This is a genomic window from Sphingopyxis sp. 550A, from assembly GCF_053569535.1.
On the sequence record NZ_CM131615.1, the window covers coordinates 2,388,296 to 2,411,276 of the forward strand.

Here is a 22,981-nt window from a genome sequence, read left to right on the forward strand (position 1 = left end):
CGCTGGTTAAACGGTGACCGCGGCCGAAAGTTCCTGTTGGACAATCGACGTATCAGGCCTGACCATCGCATGGCAGCGCCGGAGTCGGCGCCCGATTGGGAGAAAACGCCATGGTCACGCGCCCGTTTCGCTTTTCGGGATCGACCGGAAAGCAGCTTTCGGGGCGGCTGGAAATGCCCGGCGGGCGCGTGCGCGGCTGGGCAATCTTCGCGCATTGCTTCACCTGCGGAAAGGACAATCGTGCCGCGACGCGCATCGCGAGGCTGCTTGCGCGGCAAGGGATCGGCGTCCTCCGCTTCGACTTCGCGGGGCTCGGCGACAGCGAGGGCGATTTCGCCGACAGCCGCTTTTCGTGGGACGTGCGCGACCTTCAGGCCGCGGCGAAGGCGCTGGTGGCCGAGGGCAAGCCGCCGTCGCTGCTGATCGGACACAGCCTGGGCGGCGCGGCGGCGATCGCGGCAGCGGTCAACCTTCCCGCGATCCGCGCCGTCGCGACGATCAACGCGCCCTTCGACGTCGCACATACGCTCCACCAGTTCGATCCCGCCGCGCTCGCCGCGATCGACGCGCAGGGCGCCGCCGACGTGCTGCTCGCCGGGCGGCGCTTTCGCGTCGGACGCGGGCTCATCGACGATCTGCGGGCGCAGGATCAGGGTGCGCGCATCGCAGCATTGCGCCGCCCGTTCCTCGTGATGCATGCACCGCGCGACGACACCGTCGGGATCGAGAATGCGACCAAAATCTATGTCGCCGCGCGCCATCCCAAGAGCTTCGTCTCGCTCGACGACGCCGACCATCTGCTCAGCCGGCCGCAGGACGCAGAGCGCGTCGCCTTCATGATCGCGGCGTGGACCGCGCCCTATCTCACACCGCCGGCCGATCCGCCCGCAGCGCAGGTCGACGCCGAAGCCGAGGAGACGCGCGAGGGAAAATTCCAGGTCGTGATCAGCGCCGGCGATCACGTTTTCCTCGCCGACGAGCCGGTCGGCGTCGGCGGGCTGGGGTCAGGGCCGAGCCCGTTCGATCTGCTCTCCGCCGCGCTCGCCGCCTGCACGACGATGACGCTGCGCCTCTATGCCGACGGCAAGGGCTGGCCGGTGACGCGGATCCGCACCGCGGTCGGCCACGAAAGGCAGCCGGGCGAAGCACGTCCTGATCTCTTCAACTGCCGGATCGCGATCGAAGGCGCGCTCGACGCCGATCAACGCACCCGAATGATGGAAATCGCGGAGCGCTGCCCCGTCCACCGCACGCTCGAACAGGGGTCGCGCTTTACCTTGGCCGAAGGCGAGCCCCCTGCCCCGTGCGACCCGCCCGAGGCACACCGCGAAGCGATGGACCGCGCAACTGAAGGCCCGGCGACGGACGGTGTGGCGTAGCGCTTGACGACAGGCAGCCAAAATGGCAATCGCGCCAGCCTTGGACACGCGGGTATAGCATAGTGGTAATGCTCTAGCCTTCCAAGCTAGCTAGGCGGGTTCGATTCCCGCTACCCGCTCCAGACCCCCTTCCGAGAACGTCCGGCAACGTCCAAAAAACGGCTGATTTCTGCCGATTTTTTTGCTATAACTGTCCACGTTGATGCGGACGTATCTCAACGCACCCGGAAAATTTGAGGGTATTTTTGAGGGTATGTCCCGAGCGATGATGGAGAGATACCCTCATGGGACTGACGGCGGTAGCGATCAAGGCGGCGAAAGGCCGCGACAAACAATACAAGATGAGCGATTCGGGCGGGCTCTATCTGCTCGTCACGCCATCCGGGCGGCGATACTGGCGGATGAACTATCGCTTCCTTGGTAAGGGCAAGACGCTTGCATTCGGCATCTGGCCGGATTTGGACCTTGCCGGGGCCAGGGCCAAGCGAGATGAGGCCCGGCGGCTGCTAGCCACTGGTCAGGATCCGGCAGAGCAAGCCCGGCTAGACAAGGCGGCGGCGAGTGTCGCGGCGGCAAACACGTTCCGGGCGGTCGCCGAGGAATGGCTAGCCAAAGTCGAGAAGGAAGGCCTTGCGCCTGCCACGATGAAGAAGAATCGCTGGCTGCTCGACTTTTCCTACCCATCGATCGGGCATCGACCGATCGCGGAAATCAAGCCGTTTGAATTGCTAACCTTGTTTCGCAAGTTTGAATCGAAGGGAAAGCACGAAACCGCCCACCGCCTGCGGAGCATTTGCGGTCAGGTGTTTCGCTATGCGATCGCCACCGTTCGGGCGGACCACGATGTTGCCGCCGACCTGCGCGGGGCGTTGATTACGCCGAAGGTGACGCATCGCGCCGCCATTACGACGCCAACGGAGGCCGGCGCCTTGCTGCGCGCGATTGAGGGCTATGAGGGTCATCCGTCCACATTGGCGGCGTTGCGCCTCTTGCCCCATATATTCGTTCGCCCCGGCGAATTGCGTTATGCCGAATGGAAGGAGTTTGACCTCGACAACGCGGTCTGGACCATTCCCGCGAGCAAGATGAAAATGCGCCGGGTCCACAAGATTCCGCTTTCCCGTCAGGCGTTGGAAATCATCGCCACGCTGGAACATGACGCCAGCTTGAGCCGCTTCCTATTCCCTTCGCTGCGCTCGGCCAGTCGCCCCATGTCCGAAAACACCATCAACGGCGCGCTGCGTCGTCTCGGCTACGCCAAGGACGAAATGACAGGGCATGGCTTCCGCGCAATGGCGAGCACCTTGCTCAACGAAATGGGCCGCTGGAACCCCGACGCGATCGAACGGCAACTCGCCCATGCCGAAGGCAATGCGGTGCGGCGCGCTTATGCCAGAGGCGAATATTGGGACGAGCGCGTTCAGATGATGCAATTCTGGTCGGATGAGCTGGATCGCTTGCGGAAAAACTTCGAGCCGGTGAAGCTGGTCGTGGGCGAACGGCGTTGGGGCTGACGGCCGATCAGTCGGGATAGGTCCAACGATCCACGTCCGCGATGGATTCGATGACACCCAAAGAGCGTAAAAGCGGGTCGCGACGATCGGCCGCGACGTCGGCCCATTTGAGCCATTGCGCCACAGTCATGCCGTCGATCACCGCATCCATGTCGAGGTCGGTTTCCCGCATGGCAGCGACGAAGCGGCGAACCAGCGATGTTGTGCGCCATGCTTCGGCATATTCGGTAAGCCGCCGAAAGCGATTTTTGTCCAAGCGGCGCTGCGCTTGCTGTTCGCGCTGCTGCTTCGCCCGCATTTCATAGAAGCGCGCGCGTTCCTCTTTCGCCTCACGCTCGGCGGCAATCGCCGGGAGTGCCAAGATCACGGTCGCCACAATATCGTTAGCGAGTTGTTCGAGGCGATACGTTGGGCCTTCGCACCATTTTCGGCGAAAGCCTGCGGGCAGCCAGCTTGTCACCTCGAATATGAGGTCGCCGGTCGATTCCAGATCGCAGCGCATCACGTCTGGACCCTTGGCGCGCGCGCTCCATTCGTCCGGTGCGGTCGGTATCTTGACCCGCCTCATTCGATAGCGAAGCTGAAATACGATCGCATCGAGGCCCGAACGCGCCGTCATTTCGCCGCGCTCATTGCGTCCCAAGGTTACCCCGTGCGCGCCGAGCGTCTGACAAATGGCGTTGAGGACAGACAGAAGGCGGCGATCGGCCTTGTTGAACGGCGCGACCTTCTCCCACTCCCGCGAGCCGCGATCATAATATTCCGCGCGCGCGCGAAGCTCCTCTTTGCGGGAGGCGATCCGTTCGGCAACGATCGGATGAGACTGAATCAGCCGGTCGGAAATGCGAACGGCAGGCAACTCCGCCTTTAGTTGTTCGACTTGCGACTTTGGTGTCATGGGCTGTTCCGCCAAATCGGATGTACGAAAAACGATCGCGTCCGCGCCTCGCTTCCCGGCAGGAAGCGGCGGCTTCACGCCACCGCGCTTGCCGACCGCGAGCTTGCTCCAATGGCCCGGAGACGGTCGCGGAATGTCCTCGCGCTCGCACAGCCTGGCAAGCTGCTGGTCGGTAATCCCAAAATCTTCTGCAAGGCGCGTCATCGGCTTTTGCCAGACTGTCCGCCGTCAGCACCAATGGCGCATATTTGAGGTTGTGATTTAAGGAGGATTTGGGCTTCGTCGTAGTGACGAAGGAACGAAGATGAAGCCCAAATCCTCCTTGAAAAAATCGGCGCCGAAGGCCCCAGCTGAGCGGGTGGTGAAGGACATACGGCGTGCGACGCGCCGGCACTTCTCTGCAGAGGACAAAATCAGGATCGTGCTGGAGGGGCTGCGCGGCGAAGACAGCATCGCCGAGCTGTGCCGCAAGGAAGGCATCGCCCAGAGCCTGTATTACACCTGGTCGAAGGAGTTCATGGAAGCGGGCAAGCGTCGTCTGGCCGGCGATACCGCCCGAGCTGCGACCACCGGCGAGGTGCACGACCTGCGCCGCGAAGCCCGTGCCCTGAAGGAATGCGTGGCCGACCTGACGCTGGAAAACCGTCTGCTCAAAAAAAGCATGATCGCGGATGGGGGCGACGAAGAATGAGGTATCCCGCATCTGAGAAGCTCGAGATCATCAGGATCGTCGAGCAGTCGCATCTGCCCGCCAAGCGGACGCTGGACCAGCTCGGCATCCCCCGCCGGACCTTCTATCGATGGTATGACCGCTACCTCGAAGGCGGGCCGGAGGCGCTGGAGGATCGGCCATCGGCGCCGAGCCGGGTGTGGAATCGCATCGGCAACGATATCCGGGACCAGATCGTCGAGATGGCGCTGGAGACGACCGAGCTATCCCCTCGCGAACTGGCGGTGCGGTTCACCGACGAGAGGCGCTACTTCGTGTCGGAAGCCACGGTTTACCGCCTGCTCAAGGCCCATGATCTGATCACCAGTCCGGCCTATGTCGTGGTCAAGGCCGCCGATGCGTTCCACACCAAGACCACCCGACCGAACGAGATGTGGCAGACCGATTTTACCTACTTCAAGATCATCGGGTGGGGCTGGCTGTACCTGTCAACCGTGCTCGACGACTTCTCACGCTACATCATTGCCTGGAAGCTGTGCACCACCATGCGGGCCGAGGACGTCACCGACACGCTGGACCTCGCCCTGGCGGCTTCCGGATGTGACAGCGCCACGGTGCTGCACAAACCCCGACTGCTCAGCGACAACGGCCCGAGCTACATCGCTGGGGAACTGGCCGAATATATCGAGGCCAACAAGATGACCCATGTCCGCGGTGCCCCGATGCATCCGCAGACCCAGGGCAAGATCGAGCGCTGGCACCAGACCCTCAAAAACCGCATCCTGCTCGAAAACTACTTCCTGCCTGGCGAACTTGAAGCCCAGATCGAGGCCTTCATCGACCATTATAATCACCGCCGATACCACGAGAGCCTCGGCAACGTGACGCCTGCTGACGCCTACTTCGGCAGGGCACCCGCCATCATCAAACAGCGCGAAAGGATCAAACGACAGACTATCGAATATCGGCGCTTGCAGCACCGAAAGCTCGCCGCCTAATATCAATCCCAAGACGAGGCCCGCTCTCCGCTAATTTACGCCACGAGTTGCGCCAAATGTTCTGACGACGGACACTGAGTGGAAACACGTCTGGGTGATCTCTAGACGTCCTTCTCCTCTCATTGCCATTTCTATCGTTGGCACAACCTCCTATGGCTTCTCACGATGGCCAATATCTCCTCCAACAAACAAATCCGCTGGAACCAGTTTCGCAGGACCGCCCGTGACATATTGGCGAGATCACGTAGTTCATGTGGAGCAGCCGATCCCGTAGGCGATCTCGCTCGCGCAATGGAGCGCGCCTATGCGGCCGGGGCTGTACAGGTGGCGCAGCCCACCGATAGTCTCGTCGTCGATGGTGGCATCCGGTGGGACGCCATCCCTTCGCGTACTCGCACCATGCTCGAATATTTGGGCAGTATAGTTTATGATTACCGCGACGACATTCGCGAGGGCACCTTGCTTGCTGCGCTTGAAGGTGCCGCGGCGATCGGCCGGAAAGGCGACAGGGTCCGTTTCAGTTTTTGGATTTCCGAAGAGAGCGATAACGGCCGTGTTCTTCATCTTTGCGAGACGCCGAGCATACAACACGAATTTGCGGCTACTTCGGCATCGGCGCTGATCAGGATGGAAATCTTCACCAAGATCAAGATCGATCCGCCAACGCAAATTGCAAAGCTGACACCGCTCGGCCTCAATACCATATTGTCGGCGGTGGAGGCCGGCCACATCTTCATTCCGCACCTTCATCTTGGGTCGCGATGGCCCGTTAATCCTGCGAACGGGGCCGATCACTTCTGACCGGCGAGATTGTGGTTTCATCGGCCAAATCATGCTTTCGGTTGCGGAATTTGGGCCTGAACGACGAAAGTCAGGTGCGAAGCCGACGCGAACAGCCATTCAAGCTGCGCCGCGCAGCGTCATCGCGCGTCATAACCGTCATATGCGATTTTTCCGGTCAGGCTGATTTTTAGGCCGCCGACGCAATGCCTGCGTCGCCGGGAGAATCCCTTGACGCCTACCAAGCTCCTTGTCGGACAGATTTTCGTCGTTTTCGCGATGGTGATCGCGGGCGTGTGGACCGCAACGCAATGGTGTGCGGCACAGCTTGGCTATCAGCCGCAACTTGGGCCGGCCTGGTTCGTCCTGTTCGACACGCCGGTCTATCGGCCGTGGGCGATATTTCCGTGGTGGTATCACTACGAAGCCTACGCGCCCGCGGTTTTCGACAAGGCCGGGATGATCGCCGGGGCCAGCGGCTTTCTCGGCTGCGCGTCGGCCATCGCCGGTTCGCTCTGGCGCGCGCGCCAGTCGCGCCACGTCACGACATACGGCTCAGCGCGCTGGGCGACGAAAGGCGAAATCGACCGCGCCGGCCTGTTCAATGACAACGGCGTCTTTCTCGGCCGTCTGCGCGGGAGCTACCTTCGCCACAGCGGTCCGGAGCATATCATGGGTTTTGCGCCGACCCGTTCGGGCAAGGGTGTCGGCCTTGTCATCCCGACGCTGCTGAGCTGGACCGGCTCGGCCATCATCCATGACATAAAGGGCGAGAACTGGCAGCTTACCGCAGGCTGGCGCGCGCGCTTTTCGCATGTCTTGCTGTTCAATCCCACCGACCTGCGTTCGGCCAAATATAACCCGCTGCTTGAGGTCAGAAAGGGCGCGAACGAAGTTCGCGACGTTCAGAACGTGGCCGATATTCTGGTTGATCCGGAGGGGTCGCTGGAACGGCGGAACCACTGGGAAAAGACCAGCCACAGTCTCTTGGTCGGCGCGATCCTCCACATTCTCTATGCGGAGGAAGAAAAGACGCTCGCCCGCGTCGCGACATTCCTCTCGGACCCGCGCAGACCTTTCGTCAGCACCTTGCGCCGGATGATGACCACCAATCATCTCGGCACGAAGGACGCGCCGCAGGTCCATCCCGTTGTCGCCAGCGCGGCGCGCGAGGTTTTGAACAAGAGCGAAAACGAACGCAGCGGCGTCCTTTCGACGGCCATGTCTTTCCTTGGCCTCTATCGCGACCCGACGGTCGCGGCCGTCACGTCGCGCTGCGATTGGCGCATCGCCGATCTGGTCGAGGCCGACCACCCGGTATCGCTCTATCTGGTCATTCCGCCATCGGACATTTCGCGCACCAAGCCGCTTGTGCGCCTGATGCTCAATCAAATCGGTCGCCGCCTCACGGAGAAGCTCGATGCAGCGCAAGCATGAGCTTCTGATGATGCTCGACGAGTTCGTCGCCTTGGGGCGGCTCGACTTCTTCGAGACGAGCCTAGCCTTCATGGCGGGCTACGGGATCAGGGTCTATTTGATCGCGCAATCGCTCAATCAGGTCGATAAAGCCTACGGCGAGCATAATTCGATCCTCGATAATTGCCACGTCCGCGTCGTTTTCTCGACGAACGACGAGCGGACGGCGAAGCGGGTTTCCGATGCTCTCGGCGTCGCGACCGAACAGCGCGCCATGCGGAATTATGCGGGGCATCGGCTCGCCCCCTGGCTCGCGCATGTCATGGTCAGCCGACAGGAGACGGCGCGCCCGCTGTTGACCCAAGGGGAGGTGATGCAGCTTCCGCCCGCCGACGAGCTGGTTCTTGTGTCGGGCATGGCCCCAATCCGGGCGAAAAAGCTGCAATACTACAAAGACGCTAACTTCCGTGCGCGGCTCTTGCCGCCGCCCGCACTCGCCCTTGGCGACTATGCCGACCGACCGCCAAGCCGTCCCGACGACTGGACCGGGCTGCTCAGCGCGCCGGATAGCCGGCTCGGCAAGGCCGATGACGAGGGCGGTGCGGACGAGGACGGCGGCTTGCAGCAGCAGCGGCACCCGTCGATCGAGGAAAGGTTGCAGCAGGCCGAACCGGCGACGCAACTCGAATTGCCGGACCTCGAGCGCGACGACCCCGACGCGGCGGCCGACAAGCGCGTCATGGACCGCGTTCGCGCCTCGCTGGTGCGCGGCCACGCCATGAACCAATCGCAGTCCCAAGACCTGCTGCCGGGGCTTTAGGCGATGAAGGTCCGGCAGAATCTCTACATCGACAGCGACTTGAGCGATGCGCTCGACGCGCTGGTGATCCGACGCGGCGGCAACAAGTCGCGTATCGTCAACGAGGCGCTTCGCGATTGGCTGGCGCGCCGCGCGACCAAGGAAATCGACGACCTTCTGAAAGTCCGGCTCGACCGCATATCGCGCGAGGTCGCTGCGGGCCGCCGCGACATGGAGGTCGTGTTGGAGGCGCTGGCGCTGTTCGTGCGCTACCAGCTTACCGTCACCGCTCCGCTGCCTGAAGCCGACGCCGCCGCGCTCGCAACCGGAAACCAGCGTTTCGAGCGATTCATCGCCCAGCTTGGCCGCCAGATCGCGGGCGGCAAGCGGACGCTCGACACCCAGAACATCATCGAGGCCCAGCCATGACCGACGCGCTTTCCGTAGATCGCCGCCGCGCGATGCTCCGCACCGCGATGGGACCGGGCATCGCCGCCGCGCTGTCCGACCCCGCCGTCATCGAGATCATGGTGAACCCCGATGGGGTCTTGCGGCTCGACCGGCTCGGCGAGGGGCGCATCGACACCGGCACACGCTACGACCCGGCGCAGATCGAACGCATCATTCGCCTAGTCGCGAGCCACGCGCGCACCGAGGCCCATGCGGCGGCGCCGATCATATCGGCCGAACTGCCACCGCACGGCGAGGGCGCGGGCGAGCGGTTCGAGGGCGTCTTGCCCCCGGTCAGCCTCGCGCCCTGTTTCTCGATCCGAAAGCCGGCCGCGCGCATCTATACGCTGCTCGATTATGTGAAGGACGGCATCATGTCGGCCGACACTGCGCGGCTGTTGTCGATGGCGGTTGTCGAGCGGCGGAACGTCCTGGTCGTGGGCGGCACGTCATCGGGAAAGACGACGCTCGCTAATGCGCTGCTCGCGGAAATGGCAGGCCTCGACGAGCGCGTCATCATCATAGAGGACACGCGTGAGTTGCAATGCGCCGCGTCCGATGTGGTAGCGCTTCGCACCCGCACCATTGGCCCCACCGGGGCCGGCGCGGTCACGATGGCCGACCTTGTGCGCTCGACGCTTCGCCTTCGCCCCGACCGCATCATCGTTGGTGAGGTGCGCGGGCGCGAGGCGCTCGACATGCTCAAGGCGTGGAACACCGGCCACCCCGGCGGCATTGCGACGGTCCACGCCAATAGCGCGACCGCGGCGCTCTATCGGCTCGAACAGCTTGTTCAGGAGAGCGTCGTCACCGTTCCGCGACGGCTGATTGCCGAGGCAATCGACATGATCGTGTTCATATCCGGGCGCGGACTCGCGCGGCGCGTCGATAGCGTCGCGCGCGTCGTCGGCCTCGACGCGCACGGAAATTACGCCGTCCGCGACCTCACCCCCGAAACCACCGCTTTTGAAGGAGAATGACATGCGCCTGTCCCGCGTCCGCGAACCCAACAAGATCATAACCGCCGCCGCTGCGGTCCTGCTTGGCCTGGCTGTCGCCGCCACCGCGCAGGCGGCCGGATCGGGTATGCCGTGGGAGCAACCTCTCCAACGGGTTTTGGAATCGGTGCAAGGGCCGGTTGCCAAAATCATAGCCGTTATCATCATTATCGTGACCGGGCTGACCCTCGCGTTCGGGGAGACGGCGGGCGGCTTCCGCCGCCTCATTCAGATCATTTTCGGGCTGTCGATCGCGTTCGCGGCATCGAGCTTTTTCCTGTCCTTCTTTTCGTTCGGCGGCGGGGCGCTCATCGCATGACCGGCGCCGGCGGCCATATCGAAGGCTTTGAAGCTCCGATGCACCGCGCGTTGGCTGAACCGGTCCTGCTCGGCGGCGCGCCGCGCGCCATCGCAATCGTCAACGGCACGATCGCGGCGGCGCTGGGGCTGGGCTTGCAGCAATGGATTGCTGGCCTCGCAATGTGGGCGCTTGGTCACACGGTTGCGGTGTTCGCCGCGAAGCGCGACCCGGATTTCGCGCCCGTTCTCGCGCGGCACCTTCGGCAACGGGGGTATCTGTCATGCTGAACCTGCGCGAATATCGCAGCCGGGCCGATCGGCTCGCGGATCATCTGCCGTGGGCGGCGCTGATTGCCCCCGGCGTGGTGCTGAACAAGGACGGCAGCTTTCAGCGCACCTTGCGCTTTCGCGGGCCGGACTTGGAGTCCGCAACGGAGGCCGAGTTGGTCGGCGCTTGCGCGCGCGCGAACAATGTCCTCAAGCGTTTCGGATCGGGCTGGGCGCTTCACATGGAGGCGGAACGGCGCGAGGCGCTGGGCTATCCCGACAGCGGCTTTCCCGACGCCGCATCATGGCTGGTCGATCGGGAGCGCCGTGCGGCGTTCGAGAGCGCGGACGCGCATTTCGAGAGCCGCTATTATGTGACGCTCACCTTCCTGCCGCCGCCCGATCAGGCGGACACGGCGGGCCGCGCACTCGTCGAACGCAGCGACGACGTGAAGGGCCGCGACTGGCGGCAGGCGCTTGCGAGCTTCATCGCCGAAACCGATAGGGCGCTCGACCTGTTTTCGGGCTTCATGCCCGAGGTGCGCGCGCTCGACGATGGCGAGACGCTGACGTTCCTCCACGGCACCATATCGACGCGCCGCCATGCCGTCGCGGTCCCCGAGACACCCATGTATCTCGACGCCATATTGGCCGACACGCCGCTGACCGGCGGCCTCGAACCCATGCTTGGCGATCAGCATGTGCGGACGCTGACCATTCTCGGCTTCCCGAACGTCAGCCGCCCCGGAATCCTCGACGCCCTCAATCACGAAGATTTCGGCTATCGCTGGGTGACGCGCTTCGTGGCGCTCGACAAGACCGACGCGACCAAGGCGCTCACCAAGCTGCGCCGCCAGTGGTTCAACAAGCGTAAGTCGGTGACGGCGCTCTTGCGCGAGGTTATCTATAATCAACCGGTCCAGTTGCTCGACAGTGATGCCGACAACAAGGTCGTCGATGCTGACCTGGCATTGCAGGCGCTCGGGGCCGACCATGTTGCGTTCGGCTATCTGACCACGACCATAACCGTTTCCGATACCGATCGCGCCCGCGTCGAGGAAAAGGTGCGCGCGGTCGAGCGCATCGTCAACGGGCTGGGCTTCACCTGTATTCGCGAGAGCGTCAACGCGGTGGAGGCGTGGCTGTCGAGTCTGCCCGGCCATGTCTATGCGAACGTCCGCCAGCCGATCATCCACACGCTCAATCTCGCGCACCTTATGCCGCTGTCGTCGGTATGGGCGGGACCGGCGCGCAACGCGCACCTCGACGGCCCGCCTTTGCTCTATGCCGAAACCAGCGGCTCGACCCCGTTTCGGCTTTCGACCCACGTTGGCGACGTGGGGCATATGATGATCGTCGGACCGACCGGCGCAGGCAAGTCCGTGCTGCTGACGCTCTTGGCGTTGCAGTTCCGGCGTTACCCCGACTCCCAAGTCTATATCTTCGACATGGGGCGGTCGGCGCGCGCGGCGACGTTGGCGATGGGCGGCGCGCATCATGGTCTTGGGCTTGGCGGCGATGCGGGCGAGACGATCGCCTTCCAGCCATTGCGGCACATCGACCAGCCCGACGAGCGGGCATGGGCGGCCGAGTGGATCGGCGCGTTGCTCGCCGGGGAGAATGTCCCGATAACGCCGGAGGTCAAGGAAACGGTCTGGTCGGCGCTCACCAATCTCGCGACCGCGCCGGTGGAGGAACGGACCCTGACCGGCCTGTCGCTGCTGCTGCAATCGACATCGCTGCGCTCGGCGCTCGCGCCCTATACGCTCGAAGGGCCATTCGGCCGCCTGCTCGACGCGGCCGAGGACGACCTACATATGGCCGACGTCCAATGCTTCGAGATGGAAGCCTTGATGGGGTCGGAAAGCGTTGTCGCGCCGGTCCTCTCCTATCTGTTTCACCGTCTCGAAGAACGATTCACGGGCAAGCCGACGCTGCTCATCCTCGACGAGTCATGGAAATATATCGACCATCCGCTGTTTTCCGAGCGCATCAGGGAATGGCTGAAAACCGTCCGCAAGAAAAATGTTTCGGTCGTCTTTGCCACCCATAACCTTTCGGAGATTGCCGCCAGCGCGATTGCGCCGGTCCTCATCGAAAGCTGCCCGCAGCGCATCCTGCTTCCCAACGATCGGGCGATCGAACCGCAAAGCCAGGCCGCCTATGTCCGTTTCGGTCTCAACGAACGGCAAATCGAGTTGGTCAGCCGCGCGGTGCCGAAGCGGCAATATTATCTGCAATCGGCGCGCGGCAACCGGCTGTTCGAATTGGGGCTAGGCCCGATCGCGCTCGCGCTTTGCGGCGCATCCGATCCCGACACGCAAAAGCGCATCGACGCGCTGCTCGCCGCCCATGGCGCAGACGATTTCGTCGGCTGGTTCCTCTCCGATTCCGGCCTCGAATGGGCGGCTGACGCGGCCGCCTGTTTCCCCGCGTCCCCCGTGCAACCCTAAGGAGATATGAGATGAAGAAATATGTCATCGCCGCCCTGCTCGGAACCGGCATCGTCGGCGCGATCGGTGCGGGAATGCTCGCCACCGCGCCGGCCTCCGCACAGATCAGCGTGTTCGATCCCACCAACTACACGCAAAATCTGCTGACGGCCGCGCGGACGCTCCAGCAGATCAACAATCAGATCCAGAGCCTTCAGAACGAAGCCCAGATGCTCGCGGGTCAGGCGAAGAACCTCTCGCGCATCGACTTCCCGCAGCTCGACCAGCTTCGCCAGAAGCTCGGCGAGATCGACAAGCTGATGGGGCAGGCGCAGGGCATCGACTTCCGCGTCGACCAACTCGACGAGCGGTTTCGGCAGCAGTTTCCCGACAGCTTCGGGACCGCGCTGAAACGGGACCAGCGGATTGCGGTCGCGAAACAGCGGCTCGACAATGAAATGGCCGCGTTCCGGCAGACCATGCAGGTGCAGAGCGGTATCGTCGAGAATGTGCGCGACGACGCGCAGGCGCTCGCCGCGATCGTCGCCAAGAGTCAGGGCGCGGAGGGCAGCTTGCAGGCGCAGCAGGCCACGAACCAGCTTCTTGCCCTGACCGCGAAGCAGCAATTCCAGCTTCAAAGCCTGATGGCGTCGCAATTCCGCAAGGAATCGCTCGAAGCCGCTCGCCGCGTCCAGAGCGAGCGCGAGGCGCGCGACCGGGCGACCCGATTCCTCGGCACCGGCAAAGCCTACACGCCGCGCAATTGAGCTTGGGGCGGCGCTGCGACCTAGCTCCCCGTCGAGCGCCGTCCCGTCGCGGGGGCCGACCGGCTCCCCCTCTCCCCCGGCGGCCCCCGCGACACACTTCGACCTTCCAACAGGAGTCCCGCGACGATGAACGATATGAACATCATAGATCGCTTTTTGCAGGCGTTCATCGCTTATATCGACAGCGGTTTCGGGCTGCTCCACGGCGATGTCGGATTCCTCGTTACCGTCCTGATCGGCATCGACATTACGCTCGCGGGCCTCTTCTGGGCGCTCGGCGGCGAAGATGACGTTATCGGCAAGTTCCTCAAGAAAATCCTCTACGTCGGTGCGTTCGCGCTGATCCTCAACAGCTTCCCGATACTGACCGACATTATCTTTCGGTCCTTCGCGGGTCTTGGCCTGACAGCGGGAGGCGGCGCGATCAGTGCCGAGGATTTGTTGATGCCGGGGCGGCTCGCGGGAACCGGATTTGAAGCGGCATGGCCGCTGCTCGAACAGGCAAAGGAATTGCTCGGCCCGATCGACTTCTTCACGAATTTTATCGAGATCGTCGTCCTGTGCCTCTCGTGGGCGATCGTTCTCGCCGCCTTCTTTGTCCTCGCGGGGCAAATGTTCATTTGCATCATCGAGTTCAAACTGACGAGCCTCATCGGTTTCGTCCTTGTGCCGTTCGCCTTGTGGAACCGGACCAGCTTTCTTGCCGAGCGCGTTTTGGGGTCAGTCGTCAGTTCCGGTATCAAGGTGATGGTGATCGCCGTCATCGTCGGCATCGGCTCCAACTTCTTCTCCGAATTGACCAGCGGACTGCTCGGGCAGGACGTCGATCTCGCACAGACCATGACGCTCGCGCTGGCGGCTCTCGTGTTCGCCCTGCTCGCCATCTTCTGCCCGTCGCTCGCATCCGGCCTGATTGCCGGCGCGCCGCAGCTTGGCGCAGGGTCGGTTGTCGCCACAGCCGCACTTGCGGGCGGAACGGTCGTCATGGGCGGCGCCGGCGCGCTTGCCGCCGCGCGCGGCGCAGGGGGCGCGGGCCTGGCCGCGCTGCGCGCAGGCACGACGATGGGAAGCGCCGCGTCTATGGCTTACAAGCTAGGGCAGGAAACATCGGGAGCCTCGACGGTCGGCGCAGGCATCGGCGGCATGGCGACGGCCGCCAAAGGGGCCGCCGCCAACCGGATGCGAAACGCCCTTGGCCTTCGCGCCGCCGCCGAGCGCGGCCAGCAGGCCGCGTGGGCGGCGGGAACGACGGGCGCGGCGCCGACGGGCGGGACCGCCGCGGCAAGCGCCGGAACCACGCCGCCCGCATGGGCGCAAAAACTCCACGCCACCCAGACCAGCAGGCACCGCCGCCAGATGGCGATTCACGCGATCCAATCAGGCGACCGCGGCGGCGCGGGCGCTGCCCCCGACATCAAAGAAAGGGATTAAGCCATGAAATTCAAAAGAGCCGTGCAGCGTTACGGACAGACACCCGAACCGGAGCCGCACCACCAGCGCGGCAGCCAGGCTTGGGACGATCGCTTGGGGTCGGCGCGCGTGCAAGCCTATAACTGGCGCTTGATGGCGTTCGGCGGACTGTTGCTCGCGACCGGCCTGTCGGCGACGCTGATATGGCAGTCGATGCAAAGCCGCGTCATCCCCTATGTAGTCGCCGTCGATAATCTCGGTCAGGCGCAGGCGATAGCACCCGCCACCAAGGACTATCGGCCGACCGACCCGCAAATCATGTGGCACCTTGGCAGGTTCGTCGCCAACGTCCGGTCGCGCTCGCTCGATCCGGTCTTGATGCGCCAGAATTGGCTATCGGCCTATGACTACGCGACCGAACGCGCGTCGCTCTTTCTCGGCGAATATGCTCGCGCCTCCAATCCTTTTGCCGATGTAGGGCACCGCACCGTGTCCGTTCAGGTGACGAGCGTGGTCCGCGCGTCCGACACCAGCTTTCAGGTGAAATGGACCGAACAGGCATATGAGCGCGGCAGTCTCGCCAGCACCTCGCGCTGGACCGCCATTCTCACCGTGAAGATGCAGCCGCCGCGCTCGGCCGACGTGCTGCGTAAGAACCCGCTCGGCGTCTATGTCGATGCGATCGACTGGTCGCAGGAATTGGAAACCCCCGCCGGTCGAGCCACGCCGCAGCCGCAGGCCGCGACCGCGCCGCCCGCAGATATGTCGCTCGATACCGAACAATCGCCGCAGACCCCCGAAAGGAATGAACCATGATCCGCGCCGTCATGCTGTCGGTGAGCGTCCTTGCGCTTGCCGTTCCGGCCGCCGCCCAGCCCACCGCGAAGGTTTCGGCCGCCAACAAGGCCGCACTCCGTGAGCCGTCGAACGCCGGTTATCTCGGCGCGGTGCAAATCTATCCCTATAGCGACGGGGCGCTCTATCGCCTCTATGCCGCGCCCGAGCGCATCACCGATATTGTCTTGCAGCCGGGCGAAGCCGTCACATCGGTTGCCGCTGGCGATACCGTGCGCTGGACCGTGGGCGATACGACCAGCGGCAGCGGCGCCGAGCAGCGCACCCATATTTTCGTGAAGCCCTATTCGGCAGGGCTTCACACGAACCTTGTCATCACGACCTCGCGGCGCGTCTATCATATCGAACTCGAAAGCCGGTCGACTGGCGCAATGGCCGCGCTGTCGTGGACCTATCCGCATGATGAAATGATTGCGCTTCGCCGCCAGCAGGACGCCGCGAGCGCCGCCGCGCCGATCGCGTCGGGCCTCGCGATCGAGGGGCTGAATTTCAATTACGCGATCAGCGGCGACAAGCCGGCATGGCGTCCCGTCCGCGCCTTCGACGATGGAAGGCAAACCTTCATCGAGTTTCCGCCGTCGATCGCCGTGGGCGAAGCGCCGCCGCTGTTCGTCATTGGCGAGGACGGCGAGGCCCAGCTTGTGAACTATCGTGTCGCAGGCCGTTATTATGTCGTCGATCGTCTGTTCGGCGCGGCCGAGTTGCGCCTTGGCGGCAAGAAGCAGAAGGTCGTGCGGATCGAGACGGCTCAGCCGAAGCGGAGGGCCAAATGACCAACCCCGCGACTTCACCCGCAGCGCCAGCCAAGGCCGACCCCGAAACGCTGGTCTTGCGCGCGGCGCCGGGGCGCGTCACCCGGTTTCGACGCGGCGCAATCATCGCCATTGCCGCCGTAGGATCGACCGCGATTGTCGGCGTTGCATGGCTGGCGCTGAAACCGGCGAGCATTGGCCTGATTGCCTCGACCGATGACAAGCTGGTCGGGGCGAAGGCGCCGCCCGATGCTCTCGCGGGCGCGCCCACTGACTATGGCGACGTGCCGCAGCTCGGCGCGCCGCTGCCCGGTGATTTGGGGCGGCCGATCCTCAATCATCAACGCGGGCTGGAAATGCTGCCGGACGATACCGGCGACGAGGCCGCAAGGCGTGCGGCCCGAGAGGCCGAAGCCGAACGCCAGCGCATCGCTGCCGAACAGCGCGCGGCGCGCGAGTCTAGCGTGATGTTGCAGGTCGCCGGAAACACCGCATCCGCTCGCCTTGCCGCAGTCGCGGCGGAACAGACGCCCGAATTGCCAGCGCCCGCGCAGATCGCCGATGACCCGAACGGACAGCAGCGCAAGAACGCGATGGTCGGTAAGGCGAACGATGCCGGCGACGTGAATCCGCACAGGCTGACCGCACCCGTCTCCCCCTGGACCTTGCAGGCTGGCAGCGTCATCGCGGCGAGCCTGATTACCGGCCTCAATTCGGACCTTCCGGGTCTGCTGACGGCGCAGATCACCGAAAACGTCTATGATAGCGTGACAGGGCGAAGCCTGCTTATCCCGCAAGGCTCGCGGCTGGTCGGCAGTTACGATAGCGTCGTCGCGTTCGGCCAAAGCCGCGCGCTGGTGGTCTGGCAGCGCATCATCCTTCCCGATGGTTCGTCAGTCCGCATCGACAATGTTCCCGCGACCGACACGCAGGGCTATGCGGGCCTCGCCGACAAGATCGACCGGCACACATGGCAGCTCTTGAAGGGCGTCGCGCTCTCGACGCTGCTTGGTGTCGGCTCGGAATTGAGTTTTGGCAGCAGCGAGAGCGACCTTGTTCGAGCGATCCGCGAGTCCGCGCAGCAGAGCGGCGCGCGCGCGGGCGACCAGCTCGTCACCCGCAATCTCAATATCCAGCCGACTATGCGCGTCCGGCCCGGCTGGCCGCTGCGTGTCATCGTCCACAAGGATATTGTCGTCGGGCGGCCGTGGGGAGGCGGAAATGGCTGACCTGAAATTGCCGAAGCTGCCGGAGCGAACGCCGAAGAGAATCACGTTCAACGCCATGCCGGGTTTGTTCGAGGCATTGAACGCTTATGCCGACGCTTACGAAGCGGCATACGGCAGGCGTGAATCCGTGCCGGACCTTATTCCTGCAATGCTTACGGCTTTCATCGAAACCGATCGCCGCTTTCACCGAGGGAGGCGGAAGCCATGAGCAAGATGCAGAGCAGGCAAGGGCCGCAAGTTGCGTCCGAGGACCGCCACCATATCGAACCGATCAGCGTCCGCATATCCGCCGCGGTTAAACTCACTGGCATTGGACGGTCGACGCTCTACGAACTCATCAAGGCCGGAGAGCTAGAAACTGTAAAAGTCGGTCGATCGACCTTCATTCGATACGCCAGCCTCAAGCGCCTGTTCGAGAAAAGCTAGGGCGCCGCGAGCGAGCCGCAGGGGATGGCCGGCAAAATCTCTTGCGCCTGTCTATAGGCAATTTACCCTGCAATTCTCCGTTTTTCGTCAGATGCAGGGTAATGGACCGGCAGGCCCGCCACCGAACTTTTTCGATTCCCATTTTCGCGAAGTTCGACCCTCTATTCGATTCCCATTTTTCGTTATAGTCGCGTGAGGGTGTCAGCGAGGGTATGTCTCGGCCGATTGGAAATAATATTCATTATAAACATCATCTTAGGAAGGTGATGCGGCTCCCTGCTTCGACGAAGGACAGGCACGGCTAGGGGCGAAATGTCGCGGACCGCGGCCCTTGGATTTTCGTCCTTACAATCCGTGTGTACAAACCCATATAGTATCTATCGCGGCCCTCCTTTTTGTAAGCCGCCGCGGCTGAGAGCCTGTGCTCCCGCTTACGCAGAGGAGCCACGCCATGAATCGCCCCGACACCGCCGAAAGAACCGTCGCATCGTCTCGCCCCGTGCGCCATTTCCACAAATATCGAAGCCCGCTCTCCCTCGATCATGCCCGGCGTCAGGGTGACATCAGCCAGCTTGCCTATCTGGTGATGGGCGGACGCGACCCTGCCATCGCCTTTCTCAATGGAGAAAATGTCGTGCTTGGCGGAAGGCCGCTCGCCATCGCAACCGCCAGCCCGGAGGGCTATGTGCAGGTCGCGGAGATCATCCGCTCTGGTGCTTCCGTGCCGGAATCGACGTGAGCCGCGCGATCAACCTCGCGTTGCCTGAGGCCGATGTCAGGGAAATCTGCCGTGCGTCGGGAGTGGCTATCAGTGCGATCGAGCGGTTGCCGTCAGGCGGCACGCGCTTGGTCTGCACGACCAGTAGCGGCGCCGACGAAATCCGCCTCAGACTCGCTGGCCACCTGATCGAAGGCGCGGTCGATCGATTCCGCTTCTATAGGCCATCCCCGACCGGTTGATGGCATGCAATGGCGCCGGAGGCGGCCTAGCTCGATCAGAAGAAAGCGGGCGCGACGAAACTTAGGGGGAAGCCGCGGGTTGAGACCTTATCCCCGCTGACCGAAGGATCCGATCATGGCGAAGAAGCCCGTGCCGTCACCCGCCGCAGACCATGCACTTCGTGACCACCAACCGGGAGAGGGCCAGCCGGCGCCGATTGACAGCAGAGGCGATGGCGATGAACTGCATCAGCAAGTCGGAGATGGAGTCGCCGATGCGGCGGCTTATCTCACCGATAATTTCGGTCACCGGATTTCGGACAACCAGAATTCGCTCCGCGCCGGTGAGCGCGGACCGACGCTGCTCGAGGACTTCGTCCTCCGCGAGAAGATCTTCCATTTCGACCATGAGCGCATCCCCGAGCGGATCGTCCACGCCCGCGGTTCGGGCGCGCACGGCGTGTTCGAGTGCACCAGGGCAATCCCCGGGCTGACCAAGGCTTCGATCTTCCAGAAGGAAGGCGCGACCTGTCCGGTCTTCGTTCGCTTCTCGACCGTCGCGGGCGGCGCCGGGTCGGTCGACACGCCGCGCGACGTGCGCGGCTTTGCGGTCAAGCTCTACACCGAAACCGGTAATTGGGATCTGGTCGGCAACAATATCCCGGTCTTCTTCATCCAGGACGCGATGAAGTTCCCAGATCTCGTCCACAGCGTGAAGATGGAGGCCGACCGCGGTTATCCGCAGGCGGCGAGCGCACACGACACCTTCTGGGACTTCATCGGCCTGATGCCCGAATCGATGCATATGATCATGTGGGCGATGTCCGACCGCGCGATCCCGCGCAGCTTCCGCATGATCGAAGGCTTCGGCGTTCATACCTTCCGCTTCGTCAACGATGAGGGTGCGGGCAAATTCGTCAAATTCCACTGGAAGCCCGTGCTCGGCATCCAGTCGACGACATGGGACGAGGCGGTCAAGATCGCCGGTGCCGATCCCGATTTCCTGCGCCGCGACCTGTTCGAGGCGATCGATGCCGGCGACTTCCCGGCGTGGAATCTCGGCGTGCAGGTCTTCGACGAGGCGTTCGCGGCAAAGCAGCCCTATGACGTGCTCGACGCCACCAAGCTGATCCCCGAGGAGGATATCCCCGTCGAGATCGTCGGCCGCATGACGCTCAACCGCAACGTCGACAATTTCTTCGCCGAAACCGAGCAAGCCGCCTTCCTGCCGTCGAACATCATCCCCGGCATCGATTTCAGCAACGACCCGCTGCTGCAGGGCCGGCTCTTCTCCTATCTCGACACGCAGAAATCGCGGCTGGGAACGACCAATTTCCACCAGATCCCGATCAACGCGCCGAAATGCCCCTTCCACAATTTCCAGCGCGACGGGATGATGCAGACGCTCGTGCCAACGGGGCGTGCCAATTACGAACCCAACAGCCTTGCCGAAGCCGGAGAGCATGGCGGCCCACGCGCGAGCGCCGAAACGGGCTTCTCGACCTACATGGCCAATGACGAACGGAACGACCCCGCGCAGAAGCTGCGCATCCGCGCCGAACTGTTCGCCGACCATTTCACCCAGGCGCGGCTCTTCTACCTGTCGCAGACCGCGAATGAGCAGGCGCATATCGCCTCGGCGCTGGTGTTCGAGCTGTCGAAGGTGACGCTCGATCATGTCCGCGCGCGTGTCGTCGGCCAGCTCCGCAACATCGACGAGGATCTGGCGAAGCGCGTCGCCGCGGGCCTCGCGATCGACCTGCCGGCGAAGGAAAAGGCCGCGCGCGCCGCGGTTGACCTAAAACCCTCCGCCGCGCTGTCGATCCAGAAGAATGCCGATGACACGATGGAGGGCCGCAAGGTCGCGATCCTGTTCGCCGAAGGGTCGGACAAGGCGGCGATCGACAAGCTGAAAGGCGATATCGAAAGTGCGGGCGGCACCCCCTTTCTCGTCGCGCCGAAGGTCGGCGGGATCAAGGTAAAGGGCGGCACGCTCAAGGCCGACGGCCAACTCGCCGGATCGCCTTCGGTGCTGTTCGACGCGGTCGCCTCGATCCTGACAGAAGAACAGGCCAAGGCGCTTTCGGTGCAGGGTGCGGCGGTGCAATGGTTCATGGACGCCTATGGCCATTGCAAGACCATCGCCCACGACGACGCGACGCAGCTGCTGCTCGACAAGGCGGGCGTCGAAAAGGACGGCGGTGTCGTCGCGATCGACGCGTTCGCCGACGTCGGCACGCGGCGCCACTGGGCGCGCGAAGCCAAGGTGCGCGATCTTGCCTGATCGCCCACGTTGATGACGGCCGCGTCCGCGACCCGTCACCGCGATCTTCGCACCGGGCGGTCGATCTGGTCGGCGCGGCGTCGTCCGGCGATCTCGTCAAAGCCGTTGACGCGCGATATCGTGTGCGATGCGGTCGTCGTCGGTGCCGGCGTATCGGGCGCGCTGATCGCGGAGGCGCTGTCGGAAGCGGGTCTCAGGACCGTCATCGTCGATCGCCGCGGCCCCGCCGAAGGATCGACCGCAGCATCGACGGCTATGCTGCAATATGAACTCGACACGCCGCTCTCGCTGATGGCCGCGCGTATCGGGCGCGAAAAGGCCGAGCGCATCTGGCGCCGCTCGCGCCAGGCGGTCGATGCGCTGCGCGAGCGGACCGAGCGGCTGGGCCTCGCCGTCGACGGCGCGACGCGCGGTTCCATCTATCTCGACGGCAATGTCCTCGACGCCGACGGCCTGGCGCGCGAAGCCGACGCCCGCCGGCGCGCGGGTTTCGAGGTCGAGCTTCTCAAACCCGCCGCGGTGTTGGAGCGCTACGGGATCAAGGGACGCCATGCGCTGATCGGTTTCGGCAATTATTCCGCCGACCCGCGCCGGATGACCCTTGGCTATCTGAACGCCGCCATCGCGCGCGGCGCCCGGCTCTATTCGCCGGTCGATATCTGCGACATCGACGCGCGCGAAGACGGCGTGACGCTTCACAGCGCGCGCGGTCCCGAGATCCGTGCGCGCCATGTGGTCATGGCGACGGGCTACGAGATGATGAAGGGCATCCCGCGCAAGGGAAACAGGATCATATCGAGCTGGTCGATCGCGACCCGCCCTCAGCCCCGCGCCATCTGGCCGACGGCCGCGATGATCTGGGAAGCCGCCGACCCCTATCTCTACATCCGCACCACCCCGCGCGGCGAGGTCATATGCGGCGGCGAGGATGAGGAAATCGCGGACGCGGGCGAACGCGACGCGAAGCTTCCCGGCAAGATCAGAACCCTGTCGCGCAAGCTCGCCGCGCTGCTGCCGGGAATCGACGCGACTCCGGTCCATGGCTGGGCCGGCAGCTTCGGCGACAGCCCTGTCGGCACCCCGACGATCGGCCGCATCCCGCGCATGCCCAACTGCTATGCAGCCATGGGTTATGGCGGGAATGGCATCACCTTCTCGATGATGGCGGCGCAGATGCTGCGCGGGCTGATCTGCGGCTATGGCGATCCCGACGCGGACCTCGTCAGCTTCCATCGAAAATTCTAGGCGGGTCCGCGCAACGCAGTCGCGCCATCGCACCTGTCAGTGTCTTTTCCTGCTTCCGATGAGCAGCATGGTCTTGGCGCCGTCGCTGGTGTAGGGTCGATCCTTCACCGCCACCGATAGCGCGGCCGCTTTACCCATCGGCGCTCCATCATACCGAGTGCCGCCGGCATGGC

At 63.8% G+C, this 22,981-nt stretch carries 21 protein-coding genes, 1 tRNA gene and 1 pseudogene; 22 read left to right on the forward strand and 1 reads right to left on the reverse strand.

Translation table 11 applies throughout. From position 1 onward, the window contains the following. The first annotated feature begins 110 nt into the window (after window positions 1-110). The 3 genes from ACVENA_RS11545 to ACVENA_RS11555 all read left to right on the forward strand — a co-directional run bounded on the left by ACVENA_RS11545 (window position 111) and on the right by ACVENA_RS11555 (window position 2,893). Entirely contained in the window at window positions 111-1,379 is a 1,269-nt protein-coding gene (locus ACVENA_RS11545) for a bifunctional alpha/beta hydrolase/OsmC family protein (RefSeq protein ID WP_257551102.1), read from the forward strand. A gap of 48 nt (window positions 1,380-1,427) precedes the next feature. Then, window positions 1,428-1,501, forward strand: a tRNA-Gly gene (locus tag ACVENA_RS11550). A gap of 162 nt (window positions 1,502-1,663) precedes the next feature. Beyond that, window positions 1,664-2,893, forward strand: coding sequence for a tyrosine-type recombinase/integrase (locus ACVENA_RS11555; protein ID WP_449325500.1), 1,230 nt, complete (start codon window positions 1,664-1,666; stop codon window positions 2,891-2,893). 7 nt (window positions 2,894-2,900) lie between these two features. Here the strand turns inward: ACVENA_RS11555 and ACVENA_RS11560 are convergent, their stop codons facing one another. Continuing rightward, complete coding sequence (locus ACVENA_RS11560; protein ID WP_449325501.1) at window positions 2,901-3,995, reverse strand: hypothetical protein; 1,095 nt, start codon at window positions 3,993-3,995, stop codon at window positions 2,901-2,903. Window positions 3,996-4,095: 100 nt separating this feature from the next. On the opposite strand from ACVENA_RS11560, the gene ACVENA_RS11565 reads away from it, so the two are divergent. From ACVENA_RS11565 to ACVENA_RS11655, 19 genes and pseudogenes are all read left to right on the forward strand, one after another. After that, window positions 4,096-5,459, forward strand: a protein-coding gene (locus ACVENA_RS11565; RefSeq protein WP_257546647.1) for an IS3 family transposase whose coding sequence is annotated in 2 segments (ribosomal slippage) — window positions 4,096-4,443 and window positions 4,446-5,459 — 1,362 coding nt in all. Because the reading frame shifts where the segments join, the coding sequence is not laid out codon by codon here. 165 nt (window positions 5,460-5,624) lie between these two features. Then, window positions 5,625-6,260 (forward strand): hypothetical protein, encoded by a 636-nt coding sequence (locus tag ACVENA_RS11570; protein WP_449325502.1) that lies wholly within the window; start codon window positions 5,625-5,627, stop codon window positions 6,258-6,260. 210 nt (window positions 6,261-6,470) lie between these two features. Beyond that, window positions 6,471-8,475 (forward strand): annotated as a pseudogene (locus ACVENA_RS11575) (conjugal transfer protein TraG). Between the two features lie 3 nt (window positions 8,476-8,478). Next, entirely contained in the window at window positions 8,479-8,883 is a 405-nt protein-coding gene (locus ACVENA_RS11580; RefSeq protein WP_337180446.1) for a ribbon-helix-helix protein, CopG family, read from the forward strand. Beyond that, window positions 8,880-9,884 carry a P-type conjugative transfer ATPase TrbB gene (gene trbB / locus ACVENA_RS11585; protein WP_449325503.1) on the forward strand — a complete coding sequence of 335 codons (1,005 nt, stop codon included), beginning with the start codon at window positions 8,880-8,882 and terminating at the stop codon, window positions 9,882-9,884. Before ACVENA_RS11580 ends, trbB begins: the two co-directional genes overlap by 4 nt. Before the next feature lies 1 nt (window position 9,885). Next, the gene (locus ACVENA_RS11590; protein WP_449325504.1) at window positions 9,886-10,221 is read left to right on the forward strand and encodes a TrbC/VirB2 family protein; all 336 of its coding nucleotides are present in this window, start codon (window positions 9,886-9,888) and stop codon (window positions 10,219-10,221) included. Then, entirely contained in the window at window positions 10,218-10,490 is a 273-nt protein-coding gene (locus ACVENA_RS11595; RefSeq protein WP_449325505.1) for a VirB3 family type IV secretion system protein, read from the forward strand. The genes ACVENA_RS11590 and ACVENA_RS11595 overlap by 4 nt, the downstream gene beginning before the upstream one ends. Continuing rightward, window positions 10,484-12,922 (forward strand): conjugal transfer protein TrbE, encoded by a 2,439-nt coding sequence (gene trbE, locus ACVENA_RS11600; protein ID WP_449325506.1) that lies wholly within the window; start codon window positions 10,484-10,486, stop codon window positions 12,920-12,922. Before ACVENA_RS11595 ends, trbE begins: the two co-directional genes overlap by 7 nt. An 11-nt stretch (window positions 12,923-12,933) precedes the next feature. Next, window positions 12,934-13,668: a P-type conjugative transfer protein TrbJ gene (trbJ, locus tag ACVENA_RS11605; protein WP_449325507.1), complete on the forward strand. Its 735-nt coding sequence runs from the start codon at window positions 12,934-12,936 to the stop codon at window positions 13,666-13,668. A gap of 126 nt (window positions 13,669-13,794) precedes the next feature. Next, window positions 13,795-15,099 carry a P-type conjugative transfer protein TrbL gene (gene trbL / locus ACVENA_RS11610; protein WP_449325508.1) on the forward strand — a complete coding sequence of 435 codons (1,305 nt, stop codon included), beginning with the start codon at window positions 13,795-13,797 and terminating at the stop codon, window positions 15,097-15,099. Between the two features lie 3 nt (window positions 15,100-15,102). Continuing rightward, window positions 15,103-15,894 (forward strand): conjugal transfer protein TrbF, encoded by a 792-nt coding sequence (trbF, locus tag ACVENA_RS11615; protein WP_067184145.1) that lies wholly within the window; start codon window positions 15,103-15,105, stop codon window positions 15,892-15,894. After that, window positions 15,891-16,706: a P-type conjugative transfer protein TrbG gene (gene trbG / locus ACVENA_RS11620; protein ID WP_067184142.1), complete on the forward strand. Its 816-nt coding sequence runs from the start codon at window positions 15,891-15,893 to the stop codon at window positions 16,704-16,706. The genes trbF and trbG overlap by 4 nt, the downstream gene beginning before the upstream one ends. Continuing rightward, the gene (locus ACVENA_RS11625) at window positions 16,703-17,914 is read left to right on the forward strand and encodes a TrbI/VirB10 family protein (RefSeq protein WP_449325509.1); all 1,212 of its coding nucleotides are present in this window, start codon (window positions 16,703-16,705) and stop codon (window positions 17,912-17,914) included. Before trbG ends, ACVENA_RS11625 begins: the two co-directional genes overlap by 4 nt. Further along, entirely contained in the window at window positions 17,907-18,122 is a 216-nt protein-coding gene (locus ACVENA_RS11630; protein ID WP_067105495.1) for a DUF2274 domain-containing protein, read from the forward strand. Before ACVENA_RS11625 ends, ACVENA_RS11630 begins: the two co-directional genes overlap by 8 nt. Beyond that, window positions 18,119-18,340, forward strand: a complete 222-nt coding sequence (locus tag ACVENA_RS11635) for a helix-turn-helix domain-containing protein (RefSeq protein ID WP_082737238.1) — start codon at window positions 18,119-18,121, stop codon at window positions 18,338-18,340. Before ACVENA_RS11630 ends, ACVENA_RS11635 begins: the two co-directional genes overlap by 4 nt. 451 nt (window positions 18,341-18,791) lie before the next feature. After that, a complete protein-coding gene (locus ACVENA_RS11640) occupies window positions 18,792-19,079 on the forward strand; it encodes a hypothetical protein (RefSeq protein WP_067184137.1) in 288 nt (95 codons plus the stop codon). Continuing rightward, on the forward strand, window positions 19,076-19,300 hold the full coding sequence (locus ACVENA_RS11645; protein ID WP_067105493.1) for a hypothetical protein: 225 nt from the start codon (window positions 19,076-19,078) through the stop codon (window positions 19,298-19,300). The genes ACVENA_RS11640 and ACVENA_RS11645 overlap by 4 nt, the downstream gene beginning before the upstream one ends. A 115-nt stretch (window positions 19,301-19,415) precedes the next feature. After that, window positions 19,416-21,563: a catalase gene (locus tag ACVENA_RS11650; protein WP_449325510.1), complete on the forward strand. Its 2,148-nt coding sequence runs from the start codon at window positions 19,416-19,418 to the stop codon at window positions 21,561-21,563. 12 nt (window positions 21,564-21,575) lie between these two features. Further along, window positions 21,576-22,808 (forward strand): NAD(P)/FAD-dependent oxidoreductase, encoded by a 1,233-nt coding sequence (locus tag ACVENA_RS11655; protein ID WP_095388157.1) that lies wholly within the window; start codon window positions 21,576-21,578, stop codon window positions 22,806-22,808. The last annotated feature ends 173 nt before the right edge of the window (window positions 22,809-22,981 follow it).